Genomic DNA, 20590 nt, shown 5'->3' with positions numbered 1-20590 from the left:
GAAACCAGCATCCGTGAGGAGAACAGTATGATAGCGATAAAAAAAGCCCTGTATATGACCGTACCGCTTTTGACGGCCATCACATCCTGTGTACAGGCAAATGATGACGGCTCTTTCACTATCGGGCTGGGGGGGCGCTACGCTCCGCGATACTCAGGTTCAGACAAGCAGGTATGGCAGGTGGTTCCGGTGCTTCAGGGTCGTAACGGCGCTTTCTTTATTGATACGCAGAAAGGGGTAGGGTATGACCTGCAGAACGCCAGCGGCTGGTACTTCGAACATACGCTGGGATACGATCTGGGAAGGACGGATAAAAACGCCAGCTGGCGGGCAGGGGCAAATAATCTGAAAGGGATGGGAGACATTGACGTCTCACTGAATACGGCCCTTGCCGTTGGCTGGCAGGCGCTTTCGTGGCTCAGTGTTGAAGGTAAAGCGACGCTGCCTTTAACGGACAGCCAGGGGGTAAGCTACCAGGCATCCTTCACGTTGATTCCCGTACAAACCGATCAGGACACGATCGCCTTTCAAACGGCGGCCCTGTTTGGCGACAACCGTTACCTGAATACCTGGTATGGCGTGAATCCGGAGCAGAGCCGGCGTTCAGGTTATAGCCGCTATTCAGCACCGGGGGGATTTTATGGCATAGACAACAGTCTGATCTGGAGTCACCAGTTTGATGCCCACTGGGGCACAGTTCTGAGCGCTGACTATACCTGGCTTGGGGAGCATGCCAATCAAAGCCCGATCGTGTTACGACGTAACGAGGCGGCACTGGCAGCAGCAGTTACCTGGACATTTTAGGGCGGAGAAAGTGCGGCGTGCGGTTTGCCGGGAACGGTTAAAATTGAGTGAGTCAGCATTATCTGGCAGATACGCAACCAGAAGCGAAACATGTTGTTAACCGCGCCGGCAGACCTGGTGCGGTCCTTGTGTCGCCGACGTGCGTTCGCCTGATGAACCCAACGACGATCGAGAGCGCCACAAACGTGCCGGAGGAGTTTTATGAACAACGCCATAGCTGGTTTGTCGGGAAGTTTTCGGTCACGTCGTTCGTCGGCATGAGAACACCGAATCCACCAATAACAACACCAATCCGCTTTTCTAAGGTTATCATCTTTATTACCCCAGCCGTCATCAACTGTCACCCGCCCTTGCTGAAGTTATCTCGATATTACGCTACCGTAATGCCTCTTAGCTTTATTTCGAAGCGGCCACCCCGGGCGGAAGTAATATAATTCACTACCGATTTCACTTGTGGCTGTGGAGAATTTATTGAAGCTTACCAGCTGACTTTCTCAGCACAGTAATATCCCTCTTGGGTGACTCCCCGAACATCCGCGTATATTCCCGGCTGAAATGGGATAAGCTTTCGTAACCGACAGCATAGGCTGCTGTGGTGACATCGTAATGTTCATTCAGCATCAGTCGCCTGGCTTCATTGAGGCGCAGCCATTTCTGATACCGGAGCGGGCTCATTCCCGCAAGCTGCCTGAAGTGTTGGTGAAAAGAGGGCGTGCTCATTTGCACCCGACTTGCCAGTTCCTCTACGCGTAAGGGTGACGCAATATTGGTTTTTAACCAGTCGATAGCTTTACCGATACGGTAGCCATGGCCGTCTACTGCTGCAATCTGTCTGAGATGATCGGACTGATCGCTCATCAAAAGCCGGTAATGTATCTCCCTTTGAATCAGCGGCCCGAGGACAGGAATAGCTTCAGGCTCGTCAAGCAAAGAAAGCAGACGGCAGAAAGGTTCCAGCAAAACATCAGTAACCGTTCCTATACCGACACCCGTTCCCGCGTCTCGTTTTTTGACCGGCGGCAGGCTTCCCTGGGCAATTAATTCCATCAGCACGCGCTGGTCAAGTTTATAGGCTACGCCGACGCAGGGCCGGGATGTCGAAGCCTGTAAAACCTCCGAGCTGGCTGGCAGGTCAAGGGAGGTGATCAGGAATTTTTCCGCATTGTATTCGTAAGGTTCACCACCAACCCACATGATCTTCGCGCCATCGGCCACCAGAACGATACTGGGAGGGACCAGGCAGCTCACCGGAGGAGCGGGTTCGTTTCGGCGGAACAGTTCGAGTCCTTCTACCGCTGTTGGGAAATCACCGGTACCTGGGGTGCGCTGAGCAATATCCCGGGAAAGCACGCCGAGTCGTTTTTCAACCGTCTTGTCAGAAATCATTCTGTAATACCTCACGTTTATTGCGGTTTTTGACGTTAACAACTTAGCAGCGATGGAAATTGAAATATACGCTTTGAATTCAGTTTCAGAGGATCAGGCAAATAATGCAGAGTATTTTAATAACAACTTTCATTTAAGGCACTCAAAATAACAACACTGAAATGAAGCTGTGACCTGTCAGTCAGGTCTCACAGCGAGCCAATTTAAACCATTCAGGTTAAAGCCATTTTTAACTGCCAGACAGGTTATCCGGAGGAGAATTACGTGAAAGAGTTTACTTTCTACAACCCAACCCGAATCGAATTCGGTTCCGGAAAAGAGAGTTGTAACTGAAATACTCATGCATGCTGTCTGAAACTATCCCTCAATATCCAATGAAAGGTTTTAATATCATGACGCTAAAATCTTCAACGCGCTTTTTTAATCGCGCACTCATCGCCGGAGCGATGGCTCTGATTTCAACAGAAGCTGCGGTCGCCCAGCCGGCACCAGGCACAGCAGATTCTTCAATCCATCTGGTTCAGACGTGGGATAAAACTTTCCCAAGGAGCGAAAAAGTGGATCATCAAAAAGTTACTTTTAAAAATCGTTACGGTATTACGCTGGCCGCAGATGTGTATCTTCCTAAAGATCTCGGGAACAAGAAGCTTGCTGCGCTTGTGATTTCCGGGCCATTTGGCGCGGTAAAAGAGCAGGCTTCAGGTCTTTATGCTCAGACCCTGGCAGAGCGCGGATTCGTGACGCTGGCATTTGATCCGTCTTATACCGGTGAAAGCAGTGGTGAACCCCGCAATATTGCTTCCCCTGATATCAATACCGAAGACTTTATGGCCGCAGTCGATTTCATTGGACTGCAACCTTATGTGGATCGTGAACGTATCGGTGTCATTGGTATCTGCGGCATGGGAGGGATAGCCCTGAACGCTGTTGCAGTGGATAAACGCGTAAAAGCGGTCGTTGCCAGCACCATGTATGATATGAGCCGCGTGATGTCGAAAGGCTACAATGACAGCGTAACGCCGGAGCAACGCGAGCAGGCGCTGGAGAAGATGAGTCTTCAGCGCTGGGAAGATGCGGCAAACGGCAAACCTGCATACCAGCCAGCCTATAATAAACTGAAGGGCGGGGAAGCACAGTTCCTCGTGGACTATGCGGATTACTACATGACCAAACGCGGTTATCATCCACGAGCCGTCAACTCTGGCAATTCATGGTCGGTGACAACGCCGATGGCCTTCATGAATTTCCCGCTCATGACCTATATCAAGGAAATTTCTCCGCGTCCGATCCTGTTCATCCATGGCGAAAAAGCGCATTCGCTTTACTTCTCTAAAACGGCTTATGAAGCGGCAAATCAACCCAAAGAGCTTCTGATTGTTAAAGATGCCACACATGTCGATTTATATGATCGTATGGATAAGATCCCGTTCGATAACATCACTGCATTTTTTAACAAAAATTTTAATAAGTAAGCCATAGCACCGTCCGGTGCTTTCAGATGCAGTGTCTGTGCGACAAACGACAGACACTGCTCTTGAAAGAGGAGAAGTTTATGTTCTGGAACCCTGAATTATTAACAAGAATAGATGCGGCCGACGACCTGAAAATCGCTCCGTATCATCCCGATATGAATACGACCGGTACGCCGACGTGGATTTGGGAAGTGAAGGTGGAGAACAGACTTTTCGTCCGAGCCTATAGTGGTACCCGTTCAAAATGGTATCAGGCTGCATTGTCCCAGCAGGCGGGTAAGATACTGGCTATTGGACAGGAGTTCGACGTCCTGTTCGCAAAACCATCAGACCCTGAGCTTGAAAGTAAAATTGATCAGGCTTATCAGAAAAAGTACTCCAGCAGCAGCTATGTTTCAGCAATGACAGGGACACGCGCCAGAGCGGCCACGATTGAGATTTTACCTTCGTGATTTCCTGTCAAAGTGATACTGGGTGTTCTGTGAGACAAAATCTGCCTGTTTAACTTTAATTTCCCGGAAACTGGAGGCATGTATGAAACATACACAACCGCCAGTTTCTGGTCCGGTGAAAGTTCATCTTCAGGAAGCATTGTCCATTAAGGTAGGAGTTTGAATATCAGATGACAGGGCGAACATGTACTATGAACATAACGCAAGAAAAGGGATGTCAGTCATAAATAAGTACCGTGTTGATTTGTTAAGAGGCCGCTGTCAAATATGAAGTTATTGGGCACTATACGTCATTTAACATAATATACATTATGCGCACTTAGATTGTAACCGCAAAGTTGTAATGTCCGCTCTGGGCTAAGTTAAGATGTCCGTCACGTAGATTCACCATCGAGGGATTCTGATGACGGCTCACGCAGCGGAGTTTTTCACTTTGGATGAAGTTAACCGACTCAAAATCATTCAGGACGTTGTCGACCGGCGTCTGACCACTCAGATGGCCGCGCAGCGCCTGGATATTTCCGATCGCCAGTGCCGACGCCTTCTGTCGCGTTACCACTTGGTATGGCTAACCGCCGTCGCGGCAAACCGAGCAATAACCAGCTGCCTAATGGCCTTGCACAGTACGCGCTCAATATTATCCGAGATCGCTATACCGACTTTGGGCCTACGCTGGCGTGTGAGAAACTCGCAGAACTGCACGATGTTCACCTGTCCAAAGAGACTGTCCGTTCACTCATGGTCAAAGCCGGTCTCTGGATCCCCCGCAAACAACGTGCGCTGAAAATTCAGCAGCCGCGTTATCGTCGGGCCTGCTGCGGCGAACTGATCCAGATTGATGGTTGCGACCATCACTGGTTCGAGAACCGAGCGCCCGCCTGTACCGCACTGGTCTACGTCGACGATGCGACGAGCCGCCTGATGCAGCTTCGATTTGTGAAATCGGAATCAACCTTCACCTATTTTGAAGCCACCAGGGGCTATCTGGAAAAGCATGGCAAACCACTGGCATTGTACAGTGACAAAGCCAGCGTCTTCAGAATCAACAATAAAAATGCCACCGGCGGCGATGGTTATACCCAGTTTGGCCGTGCGATGCATGAGCTGAATATCCAGACTATCTGCGCTAATACCAGCTCTGCCAAAGGCCGTGTGGAACGCGCCCATCTGACGCTTCAGGATCGCCTTGTAAAGGAGCTCCGTCTCAGGGGAATTTCTTCTGTGGATGCAGCCAATGAATTTGCTGATGAGTTTATGGCTGATTACAACCGGCGCTTTGCGAAAGCGCCCCGGCATGATTTTGATGTTCACCGGCCACTTGAAACTGACGATGACCTTGCCGCGTTTTTCACATGGCGGGAATCGCGCCGTGTTTCAAAATCCCTGACGGTGCAATATGACAAAGTGCTTTATCTGATTGAAGATAATGAGTTAAGTCGCAGGGCTATCGGGAAATATATCGAGGTCTGGCACTACCCGGATGGTCGTAAAGAACTCCGCCTTAATGACGCTGTTCTTCCCTACTCCACCTATGATCGACTCCAGGAAATCGACCAGGGGGCTATTGTGGACAATAAACGCCTCGGGCGGACACTTGAATTTATCAAACTGGTTCAGGATAAACGCGACAACAACCGGTCACAGGCTCTCCCTGCCGGAGATGACCCCTCGCGTAGACGCAGAAAACCCACACAGAAAAAATCTCAACGTTCTCTGAATGGCGACGATATGCTGGAAGCATTGAAGACGTTGCAATTACGTTCTGGAGAAATTTTTGGCCCAAGGAGATGACTTGAATCCCATGATAAACAGCAATGCTTCGGTATCTAACGTCCGCTTTGAGCGAATAGCAGACATCGCGTTTATTTCATTTGGAAATATTTTTTTCTGAGCTCTCTGGCGGCTGCATAGGCAGCCGCAAAGGAAAACTTACTTAAAACCGAAACCACGTCCCTCAAGAGTAGCGCGAAGATTCTGACGTCCGTCCATATAAGCCATGCTGGTTGCTGAACTTTGCACGGCCTGTCTCCAGGTTTTGTCTTTCATTCCCAGTCCTTCACGAAATGCGTGGAACGCTTCTTCATAGCTTTTAACATGCGCTTCAAAGTCGGCTGCGTTATAGCGATTACGATGCGCTACTACACTTTGTGGCAGGCGCGGGCGGATACTGGCGTTACTTTGCGGATGAGGCCATCCGACAACCAGTCCGCATACTACGTAACTATGCGGCGGTAGCTGTATAAGCTCGGCCAGTTCTTTGGCCTTATTTCGTGCAGCGCCAATATAAACTGTTCCAAGCCCGATCGATTCGGCTGCAACCGTGGCGTTCTGTGAAGCAAGAGAGGCATCCACGGTCGCCATAATGAACGAGTCAAGATATTCATGCACGCCCGGGTTAAGCCCATCCGCGACAGTCATATCATGATTACGCGACAGATCGGCAACCCATAACAGTATTGCCGGTGCTTCTTCAATGTAGCCATTAGCCAGGCCATTATCTCCGGCTGAGAGCCTTCTGACTTCTGCCTTAAGCTCAGGGTCGGTAACGGCTACCACGCTCCACTGCTGAAGGTTTGAAGATGTGGAAGCAGACTGCGCGGCTGCCACCAGAGTTTCAAACCAGTGTTCCGGCAGAGCTTGCTGCGAGAAATTTCTAACCGAACGGTGTCGGAGCAGCCCTTCTATCTGTGCATTCCAGATAATATTTTCGGGGCGGTTTTTCTCACCATAGCGAGCTGTAATCAGTTGTTCTTTTTGCAAATTGTCAGTCATAATTTGTTTCCTTAAAACTGGAATGATCATTCAATAATTGATTAAATAAAAAGGCCGTCAGGCCTTTTACTGAATGCTGCTGATAAGCGATTGAATTGCATGCTGTTGGTAATCAACCTCATGCACGATCCTGCCGAACACCCGAAAGCCAAAGTAGGCACACATAAATGCTTTTGCCATTTTCTCTGGTTCACGCTCTGCTGCAAACTCTCCGGAAGCAATACCAGTGGCGAAAAGCGCTACAAATAAGGCTTCCAGCTCTTTGATATAACTGCGGCTCAGATCCTCAACGGTCTTATCTTTAGCTGCTCTCTCAAGCGGCGAGAATATGGCCATGCAGCCGTTACGCTCTATTTCGCTGAAATCTAGTTCAATGCCCTTTTCAAGCAGGATGCGCAGCCGATCTTTGACTGTTCCAGGCTGTCGGAAAACTTCCTGATGAAACTCAATGCTGGAGCGGTGATACCGACGCAGTGCTTCATGGTAAAGGTTTTCTTTATTACCAAAAGCGGCATAGAGACTACCCCGGCCCAGCCCGGTACTCTCGACAAGCGCCTGAGCTGAAGTTGCCTCAAAGCCGTTACGCCAGAACGCATCCATGGCGGCCTGTATTACCAGCTCGTCGTCAAACTCTCTTGGTCTGCCTGCCATCATTAACTCCTGCTGAAGAAACCGACTTCATCTTATCAATTATGGAATGATCGGTCAATAATCCATCGAGCTTATCTTTATGGTCACCGCTGCGCCTGAAACATCCTGCTTATCGGAAACGGTCTTCAGGACCTTAATGGACAGCTATCTAGGTTTATTTGCTCAGAAATTCATGGAGTTGCCGGGTAAACGTCAGCGGCTCTTTGAGATGCAGGAAATGGTCACCATTATTTTTTTTATCATAGATAATGACCCGTCCGTCAGATACGGTCTCTGCAATCCAGCGCTGGCTTTCCACCCAGTTACTGTGTTCACCAGATACGACAAGCACGGGGTTTGAAATTTTCTGAGTAAGGACATCACGCCAGTCGTTAAGAATATGGTCGAAAAGCACAAGCTCCAGGGCTACCATATCAGGCGGCACCATCTCTTCTGCAAAAGTATGTGAGTTTTCAAAAGCGGGCGCGCCTGTGACGGTGTAAAAATCCATGATATCCGTATTCACAACCAGCCTGTTTGAGGGACCTTTACCGTAATACATTGAGATCATCGCTTCCGCTGATGTTGTAAAGGCACCGGCATTAATACGCTGCTCTTCAGTCCAGTCGCTATGACAGTAAATAGATGCTGCCTCGTCGATAAACACCAGTTTTTCGATTTTCTCGTTACCGAACAGGTCAATGTAGCTCCAGATAACAGAACATCCCATCGACCAGCCACAAAGGTGTGCTTTGCGAATGTCCAGCGAAACCAGCATATCGTTGAGATCGGCTGAAAGGCGTGATATCCGATTGCCAAAAGTCACCTTATCTGACAACCCGTGGTTGCGCTGGTCGAGGACATAGACTTCATATTTATCTTTCAGAAGATGAATAAGGTTGATGTACTCCGCTCCGTTTGAAGACCAGCCGGGAACAAATACTAACGGGGTGCCTTTTCCCGCTTTCCAGTAAGTCAGCTTCACGCCATCGTTAGTCTGAAAAGATCCTATCTCAAGGCCTTTCACATCTGAGAGCTTCGTTGGCAGGCCTGGGATGCTGTGTGCGAATTCATAATCATGTCCAAAATATTCTAATGCGGTCTTAATCATTTTCCCCTCTCATTTAACAACAAGCTGTAGCATAACGGGTACATTTTAAGAGCTGAGTTAAGTAAGATGCAGTCCTGAGAATGGGAATGGGACTTTCATTAATGAGAGGGGTTCGGTGGATCTTAATGCTTTAAAAATGTTTGTTCTTGCCGTACGTGGCGGTAGTCTTTCCGCTGCTGCGCGTAACAACAATATTCCTTTGCCCACGCTCAGCCGCAAAATAGCCGAGCTGGAAAAGGAGCTGAACTCCGTGTTGCTCGAAAGGACTTTCACAGGTTGCAGGTTAACCGAGGCCGGGCAAAAGTAAATGAATTATGCAAGCTCAGCAATGGATATTCTGACTGATGCCGAACAGGCTCTGCTGACAGCATCGCCCCGTATTACAGGACATCTGCGTCTGACAATACCCCAGTCACTTGAGGTGTGGTGGCAGCTTATAAGGCAGTTTCAGAAGGCTTATCCGGATATTGCTATCAGCGTTCATACGACGGAGCGTCGTGTGGATCTCATCGCTGAAGGCGTTGATGTTGCGTTGAGAGTCGGAACTATCGCTGACGACTCCGTGGTTATTCGCCATCTTATGGATTTTCGTCATATTCTGGTCGCCAGCACTGCTCTTTTCAGTTCAGCACCGCTTCCTGTAAAACCGTCCGATCTTACGGGCTATCCCTGTGCGGCCTGGGGATCGGTGACAGGGGCACGGCCCGTCTGGATGCTGGGCAATCATGCCTATGACGTTCCTGCCACCTTAACGGTAAATGATTATCTTCATTTGCGGGCAGGAGCACTTGAGGGGGAATACATTACAGAGTTGCCGGTTTTCTTTGCAGCTGACTATATAAATAATGGAAAGTTAATCGAGCTGCTTCCAGCTTATCCACTGCCTTATTCTTCATTACATCTGGTCTATAAAAGGCAAGGACATATCTCAGCCTCTGCCAGAGCTTATATTGATTTTTGCAGTGACAACATTGGCTTGCTGTCGGCTAAATGCCTGATAACCCCCTCCTAACAGAGTCTGGTAGTTAAAACAGAGCCTGCTAATGTAGTGAAAATTTGCAGGCCAAGGTTAAAGGATGTTTTATGCAATGTCTGCTTTTGGCACAGAGCGGACATTTTAACTTTGCCCTGCCCCGGACATCTGAACTTAGCTTTGACATAGATTATGGTGGCTGAGTTGTAAGGCCTGCTCCTGGATAAGTGACACGTAGATTCACCATTGATAGATTCTGATAACGGCTCATGCAGCTAACGTTTTCACTTTGGATGAAGTTAACCGACTCAAAATCATTCAGGACGTTGTCGACCGGAGCCTGACCACACTTGATGGCCACACAGCGCCTGAGTATATCTGATCGCCAGTACCGACGCCTTCTGTTGCACTGCCGTGAATCAGGCTCGCCAGATATCGCTAACCGCCGTTGTTGAAATCTCAGCAATAACCAGCTGCCAGATGACCTTGCACAGTACGCGCTCAATATTATCCGCGAGCGCTATACCGACTTTGGGTCTACGCTGGCGTGTGAGAAACTCGCAGAACTGCATGATGTTCATCTGTCCAAAGAGACTGTCCGTTCACTCATGGTTAAAGCCGGTCTCTGGATCCCCCGCAAACAACGTGCGCCGAAAATTCAGCAGTCACGTTATCTTCGGGCCTGCTGCGGCGAACTGATCCAAGGAGCTCCGTCTCAGGGGGATTTCTTCCGTGGATGCAGCCAATGAATTTGCTGATGAGTTTATGTCTGATTACAACCGGCGCTTTGCGAAAGCGCCCTGGCATGACTTTGATGTTCACCGGCCATTTGAAGCTGATGATGGCCTGACAGCGTTTCTCACGTGACGGGAGCCGCGCCGTGTTTCAAAATCCCTGACGGTACAGTATGACAAAGTGCTTTATCTGATTGAAGATAATGAGTTAAGCCGCTGGGCTATCGGGAAATATAGAGGTCTGGCACTACCCGGATGGTCGTAAAGAACTCCGCTTTAATGGCGCTGTTCTTCCCTACTCCACCTATGATCGACTCCAGGAAATCGACCAGGGGGCTATCGTGGACAACAAGCGCCTCGGGCGTACAATAATCAAGCTTATTACTCCCACTGCCAGAGCGCTATAGAAGCGACTGTTTCCATTTTGTCACTTCTGAAGTACTAATGCAGTGTATTGTCTAGAGTGAGTGAGAGTTTTAATATCTGATTCATTCCAGCGAGAAACAAATAATAATTCCCTCTGCTTAACCTTGCTGTTTATTCATTGCTTCTGGCTTAACGAAAGTTGACGTGGTTTTTCAGTGTCGTCAGTAATATTTAAACTCACTATTGTATCTGAAGAGAAATTTGTTATGAACACCAAAGGTCTTATCCTTATAATTATCGGTGCAATGTTTGAATGCGCCTGGGCATTTGGCCTTAAACACGCACAAGGCTCATTTGAAATATTTCTGACAGTTGTTTGCGTGGTGGCTAGTTTCGACATCTTCATGCTTTCGTTCAAATACGTAGGTGCGAGTATTGCGTATGTGGTTTATACCGGTCTCGGTACCCTGTTTGTGGTGCTTGTCGAAATGACTGACACCCTGTCTCACGGAGGTCAGCCAGAAATTCTCCGTATCGTATTTGTTGTTACCCTAATGCTGGGCGTCATTGGAGTCAAAGGAGCTAAATCATGATTTCCTATCTCATTCTGTTTATTGCCGGGTGCTTCGAGGTTGCCGGTATCTCCACACTGAATGGCTATGCCAATGCCCGACCCGTACGCCGTAAGGTCAGGTTCCTTCTGGCCACCATTGTACTCTTTGCCATTGCGCTCAGCTCGTTGAGTATCTCCATGCGCGAGATCCCCCTTTCAGTGGCTTATGCCATCTTTACGGGGGTGGGTACCATCGGTGCCGTCGCGGTAGGCGTATTTATTAACGGAGATAAAATCCGTCTACTCAAGGGGGTAAGTATCTTTCTCATTATTTTCAGTGCGATCATGCTGAAGCTGGTTTAATTCAGACGACTCACTTTCAAACGGTATTAAAAAACATGCTGTCTGAAAGTGAGAGTCATGTCATTATTAATCACGCTCACGACAGGTTAAAATATTCAACCATAAAACTAACAAAAGATTTTAGCCTTGGGGTTGTATATCTATTCATCGGCCAGACGATATTCATATCGTAACTTCGCCCAACGTTATCACCCAGTACAATCTCCAATTCTCCCGACGCAAGATATTTTTCTGTCAATAACCCGGGCATAAAAACAATTCCTTTTCCGTTCAGGGCCAGTCCCAGGCGAACATCAGTATTGTTGCATATAATAGCGGGGATGATATTGATGTCCCCGGCCCCGGTATTCAGTAACGGCCAGGGCTCTGTTCTGCCGCTGGAAGGATACCGGTACTGGATGCAACTGTGTGAGCCGAGGTCATCCACGCAGGAAGGTGTACCGTATCTCTTCAGATACTCCGGTGATGCCACCAGATTCATGGGGCAGTTACCGAGCGAGCGGGCCGTTAAGCGGGAATCGGAGAGATGTCCGACACGGATTACGGCGTCAAAGCCTTCATCCACGACATCAACCAGCCTGTCGCTGAGATTTACTTCCAGCATAACAGCTGGATAAAGCTCGATAAATCGACTGATTAGGGGCACAAAGAACGAAGGCATATTAGGCATGCTTACACGTAACTTTCCCCTTGGTTCACTCGATATAGATGAAAGCTCTTCTTTTGCAGATTTTAGTTCATTGAGGATCATCCGGCAGCGTTCAAGGAACATCTCCCCTTCCTGTGTCAGGCTTAATCCACGGGTGTTTCGGTTGAGAAGCCGTGCTCCCAGCTCTTCCTCCGTTTTACCAACCAGCTTGCTTACGGCTGAGGGCGAGATATTAAGCTCACGTGCCGCTGCGGCAAAGCTGCCAAGGTCTGCAATCTTTACGAATGCCTCCATACCGTCAACAAGGTTCATCTTCTTCTCCTTCATGATATACCGCTGAAAACGCGCGCCTGATACATCTTATCGTAACCACTCATGCCATTCCGTCATGACTGAAATACCGGAAGAGGGAATTGTTTGATTACGATCTCAGGGCTACCCTTTGAGCTCCCGTTCTCCGAATGTTTTGTATATTTGTATAGGCCACCACCGCTTCAGACAGGACAGCATTGACCAGCAGGCTCACTCATTTTTTAGGGGAAACTATGTCGTCAGACAAACAACAAAAGGCCATCACTATGCCACATCACGACATCAGTACAAGCGTAAGCGTACACGGAGCAAGAACACATAACCTCAGGGACATTACGTTTACATTCCCCCGCGACGCAATGGTAGTGTTTACCGGGATATCGGGCTCGGGTAAATCCTCACTGGCTTTTGATACCCTCTATGCGGAAGCCCAGCGGCGTTTTATGGAATCTATTGCCCCTCATGCACGGCGTCTTATTGAGCAGGCGTCCACACCGGATGTTGATGGTATCGATGGCCTGCCGCCTGCCGTTGCCCTGCAACAGAGTCGGGCCGGGGCTCAGGAGCGCTCAACCGTCGGTAGCCTGACCCGAATTTCCGTCACCTTAAGGCTACTGTTTTCCCGCGCAGGTATTCGCCCCGAGGGGATCCCGTTTCTGCCCGCCGAGTCGTTTTCACCCAATAATCCCCTGGGGGCTTGCCCGGCCTGCCAGGGGATGGGAATGGTTCATGAAGTGAACGCCGATGCGCTTGTTCCGGACGGTACGCTGAGCATCCGTGAAGGTGCTATCGCCTCCTGGCCGAATGGCTGGCAGGCGAAGAACCTTCGTTCTATCCTCGATACGCTTGGCTACGACATTGATGCTCCGTGGAATACTCTGTCAGAACAGGACAAAGAGTGGATCCTGTTTACCGATGAACAGCCTTCTGTACCTATCTTTATGGGTCTCAATGCAGAGCAGCGTCAGGAAGCGATAGCAGCCGGAACAGAACCTTCTTATACCGGTACTTATACCAGTGCCCGGAAATACGTCCTGCAAAGCTATTCCGGTGGGAAAGAATCTGTAAAAAAACGTCTTTCACGTTTTATTACCGTGGCACCGTGCACCGAATGCCACGGTAAAAGGCTCAACCAGAATGCATTGTCTGTGACTTTTGCCGGGCATGATATTGCTCAAATCGGTGAGCTGACGATAACGCAATTGAAATCTTTATTTTTACCCTTTGCCAACGGGCACTCTCAGTCTCTGCCTGGCGAGGCTGCATTAAGGGAAGCCACTATCAGAATGACGACCGACATTTGCGAGCGTCTCGAACAACTTGAAAAACTGGGCCTTGGTCATTTGTCTCTCGGTCGCCGGACCACAATGTTGTCTTCAGGGGAGCTCCAGCGTATCCGGCTTGCAACCCAGCTCATCTCCCGCCTTTTCGGCGTGCTGTATGTGCTTGACGAACCTGCGGCCGGATTGCACCCGGATGACGTGCGGGCGCTGATTCAGTCCTTACGTTCTCTTCTGGAGGCAGGTAACTCTCTGGTCATCGTTGAGCATAACCTGGACGTTATCGCCGAAGCAGACTGGCTGACAGAAGTCGGGCCAGGACCGGGCCGACTGGGTGGAGAAATCGTCTATAACGGCATACCGTCCGGGCTTGGACAGGTTTCCCGATCGCCTACGGCAGGTTATCTGTTCGGCCAGCGCTATACGGGCCTGCGCCGACGCAGACTTCCGGAGCGCTGGCTGAAGCTTGAGCAGGTTATGTGTAATAATATCCATATGGATGATGTCCAAATCCCCCTTGAGCGGATGACCGTGATCACCGGTGTATCCGGTTCGGGTAAATCAACGCTTCTGGCCCGGGTGCTTCCGACGTTGCTACAGCGGCTCGATAAAACCCCGGCAGATGAGGACACGGAAGAAGAAACCGTATCTTTGGATGTTCAGGGGAATATCACGGCTGGAGGAACCTCTCTCAAACGACTTGTCCGTATCGATCAGAGGCCTATAGGACGCACACCGCGTTCGAATCTGGCGACCTATACCGGTTTTTTTGACACAGTCCGTAAGCTCTTTGCTGAAACCGATGAAGCGAAGAAACGCGGCTTTGACGCCAGTAGATTTTCCTTCAATCTCCCCGCCGGTCGCTGCCCCGCCTGCGAGGGTCAGGGGCAGATAACCATTGAACTGATGTTCATGCCTCAGGCAAGTGCACCATGTTCTGCCTGCGGTGGGCATCGCTACAATGACGAAACGCTTGAGGTTCGCTGGAATAACAGAACCATAGCCGATGTACTGGCACTTACCGTAGACGAAGCCATCACCGTATTCAGGAACAATGAATCCATACAGCGTTCTCTGGCAGCGCTTGTCTCACTTGGTCTTGGCTACCTGACGTTAGGCCAGCCAGCCACGGAGTTATCAGGAGGAGAATGCCAGCGCATTAAGCTTGCCTGGGAGCTTCAACGGGTGCAGCGGGGTACGACACTCTATCTACTCGACGAGCCTTCCACAGGGCTGCATGCTGCGGATATGGATAAGCTGATGCGGGTACTGGACAGGTTGGTTCAGCGCGGGGATACGGTTGTGATGGCAGAGCACGACATGCGGATTGCCTCGGAAGCTGACTGGATCCTCGATCTCGGTCCTGGCTCGGGTGAGGACGGCGGGGAAATCGTTGCGGCTGGTACCCCGGAGGAGGTCAGTCATGCAGGTAACAGCATCACTGCGCCTTACTTACTCGCAAGATTAAAAAAACGGATTGGCGATCCTGAAGAATAATTCTGGGAACGGTTTCATATAGCGATAATGATGGGCATATGCAGTTTGACTCATATTTTGAAAATATATGCTCTCCACCCATTGCCTTCATTCAATTTTATGGATTGTCTAACCAATACCTATTTATGTACTTTACGGACATTTCAGCTTTGCCACCCCCCGGACATCTGAACTTAGCTTTGACAAATGGTGTGGTAGCTGAGTTGTAAGATTTTCACTGGGATAAGTTAACGTAGATTCACCATCGATAGATTCTGATAACGGCTCATGCAGCGGACGTTTTCACTTTGAACGAAGTTAACCGACTCAAAATCATTCAGGACGTTGTCGACCGGCGTCTGACCACTCAGATGGCCGCGCAGCGCATGAGTATATTTCAGGTATTCATAAGGGTTCACCCTTCCCTGCCCCCTTTAGCGTAAAAACATCGTTATTTTCCGGCACAGGAACCATGCAGGATATTATCAACCATCGTCTGGCGCCATGCCTAAACCCCTTTGTAGTGCTCTTTACTCAGGCCATACTTCTTCATTCTGAGATAGAGTTTTTTACGCGGTATCAGCAGATACTCCGCCACCTCATTGATACGTCCCTGGTGGATATTCAGCGCTTCGGTGATGATCTGCCGCTCGACCTCCTCAACCCGCCGATCCAGCGGCGTCGGTTCGCCGACGAGCATCTGCGGATTCACCGTTTCCGCGAGCGGTAATACCCCCACCGCAAACAGCTCGGCGGCGTTCGCCAGTTCGCGAACGTTATTTGGCCACACTCGCCGCATCATCCCCTTCAACAGACCGGCATCCACCTCCGGGACGGGATGATTCAGCCGTTGACAGGTTTTTTGCAAATAGTGATGAAACAGCGGCTCGATATCATCAGGTCGCTTTGACAGAGGCTGGCATCCAATTTGCGTCATCGCGAAGCAGTAATAGAGTTCCGCCACTATCTGGCTGCTGGCGGCCAGCTCCACCAGCGAAGCATTACCGATACCAATCAGGCGAAAAGGCCGTTTCTCATGACTCTGCAGCTGTACCAGATGATGCTGTTGCCCGTGAGTCAGATGCTCCAGGTGACTTAAGACCAGCGTCCCGCCCTGGGCTTGCGCGATCAGTTCATTCAGCGTGTGGGCGTTAGCCGTATTGAGTTCGCAGGAGATAAACGGACCTTCGGCGTGACGCCCTAACTGGTGCAGGTAACGCGCGCCGGTCATGCGGCCGGTTCCCGGCTCGCCGTAAAGCCATACCGCAATATCCGTCTCTGCCAGCTGCTGAAGGCGCTGGCGATACCGATCCGTCCATTGGCTGCGGCCAATAAGTTCAACCTGTAATTTTTGCTGACAATACTGGCGACGGGCGATCACCGATTGCCTCTGACGCAGCGCGGCATCCACCAGCGTGAGCAGCTTGCCCGGATCGATCGGCTTTTGCAGGAAATCCCAGGCCCCTTTTTTCACCGCCTCCACCGCCATCGGCACATCGCCGTGACCGGTGATAAGCAGAATCGGCAGCAGATCGTCATCCTGATGAAACAATGTCATTAAATCGATTCCGGAGCAGCCGGGCATGCAGACATCGCTTAAGACAATGCCGGGCCAGTCCTTCGGCACCCGCTCCCGCGCATCAAAAGGATTATTACAGGCACTGACCTGATACCCCGCTTGCTCAAGCAGCTGCGTATAGGCATCCAGCACATCGGCATCATCATCAATCAGCAGAATCGAACAGTGATTACTCAACATCTTTTACATCCGTCAAATTGAATTCCAGCACCACGCAGGCACTGCGCGTAAACGTCGACGCCAGGCGCAACGCCCCTTCCATTTGCGTCATCAGCGAAACACTTATCGAAAGCCCTATTCCCAGCCCCACGGCTTTGCTGGTAGTGAACGGCTTTAACAGCGAAGGAAGTAAGGCCGCAGGCCAGCCGGGGCCGTTATCGGCAATCAACACGCACAGTCTTTCGCCCTGGATGTGCCAGCTCACGGTGATTTGCGCTGCGTGCGGGCAAGCATCAAGGGCATTTGACAGCACGTTCACCAGCACCTGATGAACACGCACTTCGTCTCCCAGGATCCAGACGGCGTCATCCGGTATCAGCAGCGTCCCCTGCTGAGGTTTATGGCGCATCGCCAGCAGTTCCCACGCCACGGTAAATGTCTGGCGCAAATCGACCGGGTGCAGCGGCGTTTCCAGTTCTGCGCGGCGGGTAAACTGGCGCAGGGAACGGATAATCGCGTCAATGCGGTTGATCAGCCCTTCCGCTTTGCTTAACGTCGTCCGCGCCTGCTCCGTCTGTCCCTGCTCGATTGCCCTTCCTGCGGTAAAAAGATACATCGACAGCGCATTCAACGGCTGATTGATCTCATGCGCCAGGGTGGTCATCGTCTGCCCCACCACCGCCAGTTTAGCAGTCTGGATCAGCTCGTCCTGAGTGGCACGCAGATCGGCCTCAATCGCTTTCCGCTCGCCTATCTCCTGTTCAAGCTGCTGTTTTTGCGCATTAAGCTGACCCAGGGTATGGCGAAGCAAACCGGCAATACGTCCCAGCTCGTCGCGCCCGTAAACCGGAATGGTCGCCTCGGTCTGGCCCAGACCAATCTGCACCACCGCCTGATTCAGCGCGGTAAAGCGTTTCACCAGCCGCGAGCGAATAAAATAATGGTTCAGCCCCCACGCCAGCAGCAGCGCCAGCAGCGTCGCCACCAGGATTAACCCGCCGCTGACCCGGACAATCTGCCCCATACGTTGATTAAACATCTGCATCTGCTGGTGACTGCTGCCAAGCTGGGCTTCCAGCAGCGTTCTGAAGCGTCCCAGCGTCGCTTCTCTGGCCCGGCTGGCTTCCACGAGCGCTTTTTGCGCAGTAACGTAGTCGCGCATGGTGTCCGGCATCTTATTTTTCACCATGCCAATTTCCAGCAGCTCATCGATCGTTTGTCGCAGGGTAATGGTGCTCGGCCAGTCATCCAGCGCACGAATATTTTCATCCGACGTTTTCTTCAGGTTTTCAAGATAGCGGATATGCGTCTCCACCAGCATGCCGTCATCATTCCCGGATTTCAGTTCATTGAGCCTGTCGCGCAGGTCGTCAACGATCTGATTTTCAATACGAGCCAGGGTATAGACCTGCTGTTGTTCATTCTGTACTTCCCGGGAGCGTTTCAGGTACTGCGCCGCATCCCCCTGTCGGGCTTCAATCTGATCGAGCAGCGTTCCCTGTTGCCAGGTAAAATCCTGCACCAGCGAATTCAGCTCGGTGGTGAAATCATCGTGCAGCCAGTCGATCCGCGCCGAAAGCTCTCCCACCTTTTCGCGAACCAGAAACATGTTGTAGAGCACGCGATCCAGTTCCGCCAGCAGCGCGCGGCTGTCCTGCAATATCACCGCCAGCTGCTGGCGTTCTGCCGGCGACAACCCCTGGCTCAGCCGCTCTATTTTATCCAGATGCTGGATAATCTGGTTGCGCAGCTGCAGCCGTACCGTGGTATTCGGCGCCAGCAGAAATTCATTGAGCTGATCGACCACCAGGTTGAGATTACCTTCAATCAGAAAAGCCGAATGGATGCGCGGAAAATACTCATCCAGCGAATAGCGGATCTGCGAACTTTGCTCATGCCATGAATAGAGGCTGACGCTGCTGACAATCAGCGTCAGCAGCGCCCCCATCAGAAAAGCCCCGCGCAGGCTGCTACTGATACTGATTTGCCGCAGACGTTGCAGCATGGACCTGCCCATCATTTCAGTTCTTCCAGTTTATTAATCGCCTGCCGCTGATTGTTGAGAAACCAGAGCTGCCACTCCATCATCTGCTGTTCCGCGAAGCTCTTATTGTCGAACTGAGCCAGCCAGGCTTCATCCTCGCTGCTGGCCGGATCGACCGGCACACGGGTCAGCAACGCGCGAATCTCGGGCAGCGGACGCTTGAGACGGGCCTCCGCGCTATGCAGCGCTCGCCAGGCATCTTTTAGCTGAGCAAGACGAAAGCTGATCGCCGTATCGAACATCCGTTGCACCAGGCGCTGGCGTTTGAGGATCAGCCGATAGTTCAATGGCGGTTGATTCATCAGCACCGCCTGCTGCGCCGCCCGCGGATTGCCCGCCGCCAGGGGCGTTACCGGGTATTTCCCGGTATTGGCATCGGCGAGGATCGTCTGGCCCTCCGGGCTTAACAGATAGCGAATAAACCGCCGCGCCTCGCTGGCGTGCTGGCTGTTTTTAAGCACCGCGACATAGGTCGGCGAAACCGCCGACTGCGGGAAATAGGTAAAAGCCAGGTGCGGATCGTTCATCAGCAGATTGGCGTAGTTATCAATCACCGGACCGGCCACGCCCAGGCCGCTTTTAATCTTATCCGCCACCCCAAAACTGCGGGATGAAATGGTCACGAGATTTCCCGCACTCATCAACAGCGTTGCCCATCCCTTAATCCAGCCTTTTTGTTGCAGCAGCGACTCCACCATCAGATGGTTGGTATCCGAACGCGACGGACTGCTCATCAGCAGCGCCCCCTGATAGCGAGGATCGGTCAGATCATCCCAGTCCGCTGGCGCAGGCAGGTGCCGTGTCATCAGCGCCGGGCGATTAATCAGCAAACCGAACCCGGAAATCGCCACGGCCACGGAGGTGGAGCGGATAGATTCCGGCACCAGATGTTGGCTGACTGCCGGCGCACCGCTGAACGGCGCCAGTTTTTGATGCTCCTGAAGATGCTGCAGCAGCATCGGCGACGAGGTCAGGATCAAATCGACATTTTCGGCATTTGCCGTATCAAGCAGCTGTTCCAGCGAGGCGCTGGTGCGGTTGAGCGTCCTGATCATCACTGACCCCGGCTCCGTCTGCCAGCGATCGATAATCCACACGGTGGCGCTGGGAGAAAATGTCGTCGCCATTACCAGCTCATTGCTTTGCGCCGCACAGGGTCTCAGCCAGGCGGTCAGCAGCATCAGCGCGAGCATTTTGCTCACTATCCCGCCCCGACGAAGAGACATGTTTGTGATCCCGTTCATAAATATTGAAATACCGTAAAAATAGCGTTGAGACAAAACTTACCCGTTTATGAAATCTGGCGAATTAATCACCGCGAGCGGAAAAATAGCCAAACGGCCGCCCGGGAATATCGCTAAAGATTACCAGATAATGATTGGGTAATTTGTTAGAGTCCGCACAAGCCGGACATAAAATCAGCGCAACATTAATTCCGCAGGTTCTCGTTCATTCAATATGAGTCAAAATCAACC

General features: G+C 51.0%; 16 protein-coding genes and 4 pseudogenes. 10 read left to right on the top strand and 10 right to left on the bottom strand.

Translation table 11 applies throughout. The features are described 5' to 3' along the window. Positions 1-27: 27 nt before the first annotated feature. Positions 28-804 carry a MipA/OmpV family protein gene (locus ACLH1U_RS04390; RefSeq protein ID WP_072420195.1) on the top strand — a complete coding sequence of 259 codons (777 nt, stop codon included), beginning with the start codon at positions 28-30 and terminating at the stop codon, positions 802-804. 468 nt (positions 805-1272) lie between these two features. On the opposite strand, the gene ACLH1U_RS04385 is transcribed toward ACLH1U_RS04390, so the two are convergent. Next, positions 1273-2190, bottom strand: coding sequence for an AraC family transcriptional regulator (locus ACLH1U_RS04385; protein ID WP_087776220.1), 918 nt, complete (start codon positions 2188-2190; stop codon positions 1273-1275). 374 nt (positions 2191-2564) lie between these two features. Between ACLH1U_RS04385 and ACLH1U_RS04380 the strand changes: the two genes are divergently transcribed. Both ACLH1U_RS04380 and ACLH1U_RS04375 read left to right on the top strand, forming a co-directional pair. Continuing rightward, positions 2565-3662: an alpha/beta hydrolase gene (locus ACLH1U_RS04380; RefSeq protein WP_121936064.1), complete on the top strand. Its 1098-nt coding sequence runs from the start codon at positions 2565-2567 to the stop codon at positions 3660-3662. Between the two features lie 80 nt (positions 3663-3742). After that, positions 3743-4114 (top strand): DUF2255 family protein, encoded by a 372-nt coding sequence (locus ACLH1U_RS04375; RefSeq protein WP_025999258.1) that lies wholly within the window; start codon positions 3743-3745, stop codon positions 4112-4114. Between the two features lie 427 nt (positions 4115-4541). Here the strand turns inward: ACLH1U_RS04375 and ACLH1U_RS04370 are convergent. Next, positions 4542-4646, bottom strand: a pseudogene (locus ACLH1U_RS04370) (hypothetical protein); the annotation flags it as partial. Here ACLH1U_RS04370 and ACLH1U_RS04365 point away from each other — a divergent pair. Continuing rightward, positions 4599-5905, top strand: a pseudogene (locus ACLH1U_RS04365) (ISNCY family transposase). The pseudogenes ACLH1U_RS04370 and ACLH1U_RS04365 sit on opposite strands and share 48 nt — an antisense overlap. Positions 5906-6043: 138 nt before the next feature. Here the strand turns inward: ACLH1U_RS04365 and ACLH1U_RS04360 are convergent. From ACLH1U_RS04360 to ACLH1U_RS04350, 3 genes are all read right to left on the bottom strand, one after another. Further along, positions 6044-6886 (bottom strand): nitroreductase family protein, encoded by an 843-nt coding sequence (locus ACLH1U_RS04360; protein WP_236947631.1) that lies wholly within the window; start codon positions 6884-6886, stop codon positions 6044-6046. 66 nt (positions 6887-6952) lie between these two features. After that, positions 6953-7540, bottom strand: coding sequence for a TetR/AcrR family transcriptional regulator (locus ACLH1U_RS04355; protein ID WP_221813153.1), 588 nt, complete (start codon positions 7538-7540; stop codon positions 6953-6955). A gap of 151 nt (positions 7541-7691) precedes the next feature. Continuing rightward, a complete protein-coding gene (locus ACLH1U_RS04350) occupies positions 7692-8627 on the bottom strand; it encodes an alpha/beta fold hydrolase (RefSeq protein WP_221813151.1) in 936 nt (311 codons plus the stop codon). 115 nt (positions 8628-8742) lie between these two features. Here ACLH1U_RS04350 and ACLH1U_RS04345 point away from each other — a divergent pair, with 115 nt between their 5' ends. From ACLH1U_RS04345 to ACLH1U_RS04325, 5 genes and pseudogenes are all read left to right on the top strand, one after another. Beyond that, the gene (locus ACLH1U_RS04345; protein ID WP_411299090.1) at positions 8743-8934 is read left to right on the top strand and encodes a LysR family transcriptional regulator; all 192 of its coding nucleotides are present in this window, start codon (positions 8743-8745) and stop codon (positions 8932-8934) included. Beyond that, on the top strand, positions 8935-9639 hold the full coding sequence (locus tag ACLH1U_RS04340; protein WP_411299089.1) for a substrate binding domain-containing protein: 705 nt from the start codon (positions 8935-8937) through the stop codon (positions 9637-9639). It abuts the gene before it with no gap. A gap of 220 nt (positions 9640-9859) precedes the next feature. Next, positions 9860-10705, top strand: a pseudogene (locus ACLH1U_RS04335) (ISNCY family transposase); the annotation flags it as partial. A 261-nt stretch (positions 10706-10966) separates the two neighbouring features. Beyond that, entirely contained in the window at positions 10967-11293 is a 327-nt protein-coding gene (locus ACLH1U_RS04330) for a DMT family transporter (RefSeq protein WP_374014680.1), read from the top strand. Beyond that, positions 11290-11616: a DMT family transporter gene (locus tag ACLH1U_RS04325; protein WP_374014679.1), complete on the top strand. Its 327-nt coding sequence runs from the start codon at positions 11290-11292 to the stop codon at positions 11614-11616. Before ACLH1U_RS04330 ends, ACLH1U_RS04325 begins: the two co-directional genes overlap by 4 nt. 76 nt (positions 11617-11692) lie before the next feature. Here ACLH1U_RS04325 and ACLH1U_RS04320 read toward each other — a convergent pair whose 3' ends face one another. Further along, positions 11693-12577 carry a LysR family transcriptional regulator gene (locus ACLH1U_RS04320; protein WP_374014678.1) on the bottom strand — a complete coding sequence of 295 codons (885 nt, stop codon included), beginning with the start codon at positions 12575-12577 and terminating at the stop codon, positions 11693-11695. A gap of 233 nt (positions 12578-12810) precedes the next feature. On the opposite strand from ACLH1U_RS04320, the gene ACLH1U_RS04315 reads away from it, so the two are divergent. Next, the gene (locus tag ACLH1U_RS04315) at positions 12811-15354 is read left to right on the top strand and encodes an excinuclease ABC subunit A (protein WP_411299088.1); all 2544 of its coding nucleotides are present in this window, start codon (positions 12811-12813) and stop codon (positions 15352-15354) included. Between the two features lie 278 nt (positions 15355-15632). Here the strand turns inward: ACLH1U_RS04315 and ACLH1U_RS04310 are convergent. The 4 genes and pseudogenes from ACLH1U_RS04310 to pgtC all read right to left on the bottom strand — a co-directional run. After that, a pseudogene (locus ACLH1U_RS04310) lies at positions 15633-15752 on the bottom strand (hypothetical protein); the annotation flags it as partial. Positions 15753-15841: 89 nt separating this feature from the next. Next, positions 15842-17092 (bottom strand): two-component system response regulator PgtA, encoded by a 1251-nt coding sequence (gene pgtA, locus ACLH1U_RS04305; protein ID WP_139620321.1) that lies wholly within the window; start codon positions 17090-17092, stop codon positions 15842-15844. Continuing rightward, positions 17082-19091, bottom strand: a complete 2010-nt coding sequence (pgtB, locus tag ACLH1U_RS04300) for a two-component system sensor histidine kinase PgtB (protein WP_064154606.1) — start codon at positions 19089-19091, stop codon at positions 17082-17084. Before pgtB ends, pgtA begins: the two co-directional genes overlap by 11 nt. Beyond that, complete coding sequence (gene pgtC, locus ACLH1U_RS04295) at positions 19088-20308, bottom strand: phosphoglycerate transport regulator PgtC (protein WP_411299126.1); 1221 nt, start codon at positions 20306-20308, stop codon at positions 19088-19090. The genes pgtB and pgtC overlap by 4 nt, the downstream gene beginning before the upstream one ends. Positions 20309-20590: the final 282 nt, after the last annotated feature.

The organism is Klebsiella sp. 1SOBk5mer, from assembly GCF_046603115.1.
GTDB classification, from domain to species: Bacteria; Pseudomonadota; Gammaproteobacteria; order Enterobacterales; family Enterobacteriaceae; genus Klebsiella; species Klebsiella quasipneumoniae.
Note: the sequence above shows the minus strand (reverse complement) of the source record. Positions and strands in the feature narration are given on the sequence as shown.

What these genes read in the sequence shown, in the direction of transcription:
- ACLH1U_RS04390 (WP_072420195.1), top strand. Translation starts at nt 28, where the DNA reads ATGATAGCGATAAAAAAAGCCCTGTATATGACCGTACCGCTTTTGACG.
- ACLH1U_RS04385 (WP_087776220.1), bottom strand. Translation starts at nt 2,190, where the DNA reads ATGATTTCTGACAAGACGGTTGAAAAACGACTCGGCGTGCTTTCCCGG.
- ACLH1U_RS04380 (WP_121936064.1), top strand. Translation starts at nt 2,565, where the DNA reads ATGAAAGGTTTTAATATCATGACGCTAAAATCTTCAACGCGCTTTTTT.
- ACLH1U_RS04375 (WP_025999258.1), top strand. Translation starts at nt 3,743, where the DNA reads ATGTTCTGGAACCCTGAATTATTAACAAGAATAGATGCGGCCGACGAC.
- ACLH1U_RS04360 (WP_236947631.1), bottom strand. Translation starts at nt 6,886, where the DNA reads ATGACTGACAATTTGCAAAAAGAACAACTGATTACAGCTCGCTATGGT.
- ACLH1U_RS04355 (WP_221813153.1), bottom strand. Translation starts at nt 7,540, where the DNA reads ATGATGGCAGGCAGACCAAGAGAGTTTGACGACGAGCTGGTAATACAG.
- ACLH1U_RS04350 (WP_221813151.1), bottom strand. Translation starts at nt 8,627, where the DNA reads ATGATTAAGACCGCATTAGAATATTTTGGACATGATTATGAATTCGCA.
- ACLH1U_RS04340 (WP_411299089.1), top strand. Translation starts at nt 8,935, where the DNA reads ATGAATTATGCAAGCTCAGCAATGGATATTCTGACTGATGCCGAACAG.
- ACLH1U_RS04330 (WP_374014680.1), top strand. Translation starts at nt 10,967, where the DNA reads ATGAACACCAAAGGTCTTATCCTTATAATTATCGGTGCAATGTTTGAA.
- ACLH1U_RS04325 (WP_374014679.1), top strand. Translation starts at nt 11,290, where the DNA reads ATGATTTCCTATCTCATTCTGTTTATTGCCGGGTGCTTCGAGGTTGCC.
- ACLH1U_RS04320 (WP_374014678.1), bottom strand. Translation starts at nt 12,577, where the DNA reads ATGAACCTTGTTGACGGTATGGAGGCATTCGTAAAGATTGCAGACCTT.
- ACLH1U_RS04315 (WP_411299088.1), top strand. Translation starts at nt 12,811, where the DNA reads ATGTCGTCAGACAAACAACAAAAGGCCATCACTATGCCACATCACGAC.
- pgtA (WP_139620321.1), bottom strand. Translation starts at nt 17,092, where the DNA reads ATGTTGAGTAATCACTGTTCGATTCTGCTGATTGATGATGATGCCGAT.
- pgtB (WP_064154606.1), bottom strand. Translation starts at nt 19,091, where the DNA reads ATGATGGGCAGGTCCATGCTGCAACGTCTGCGGCAAATCAGTATCAGT.
- pgtC (WP_411299126.1), bottom strand. Translation starts at nt 20,308, where the DNA reads ATGCTCGCGCTGATGCTGCTGACCGCCTGGCTGAGACCCTGTGCGGCG.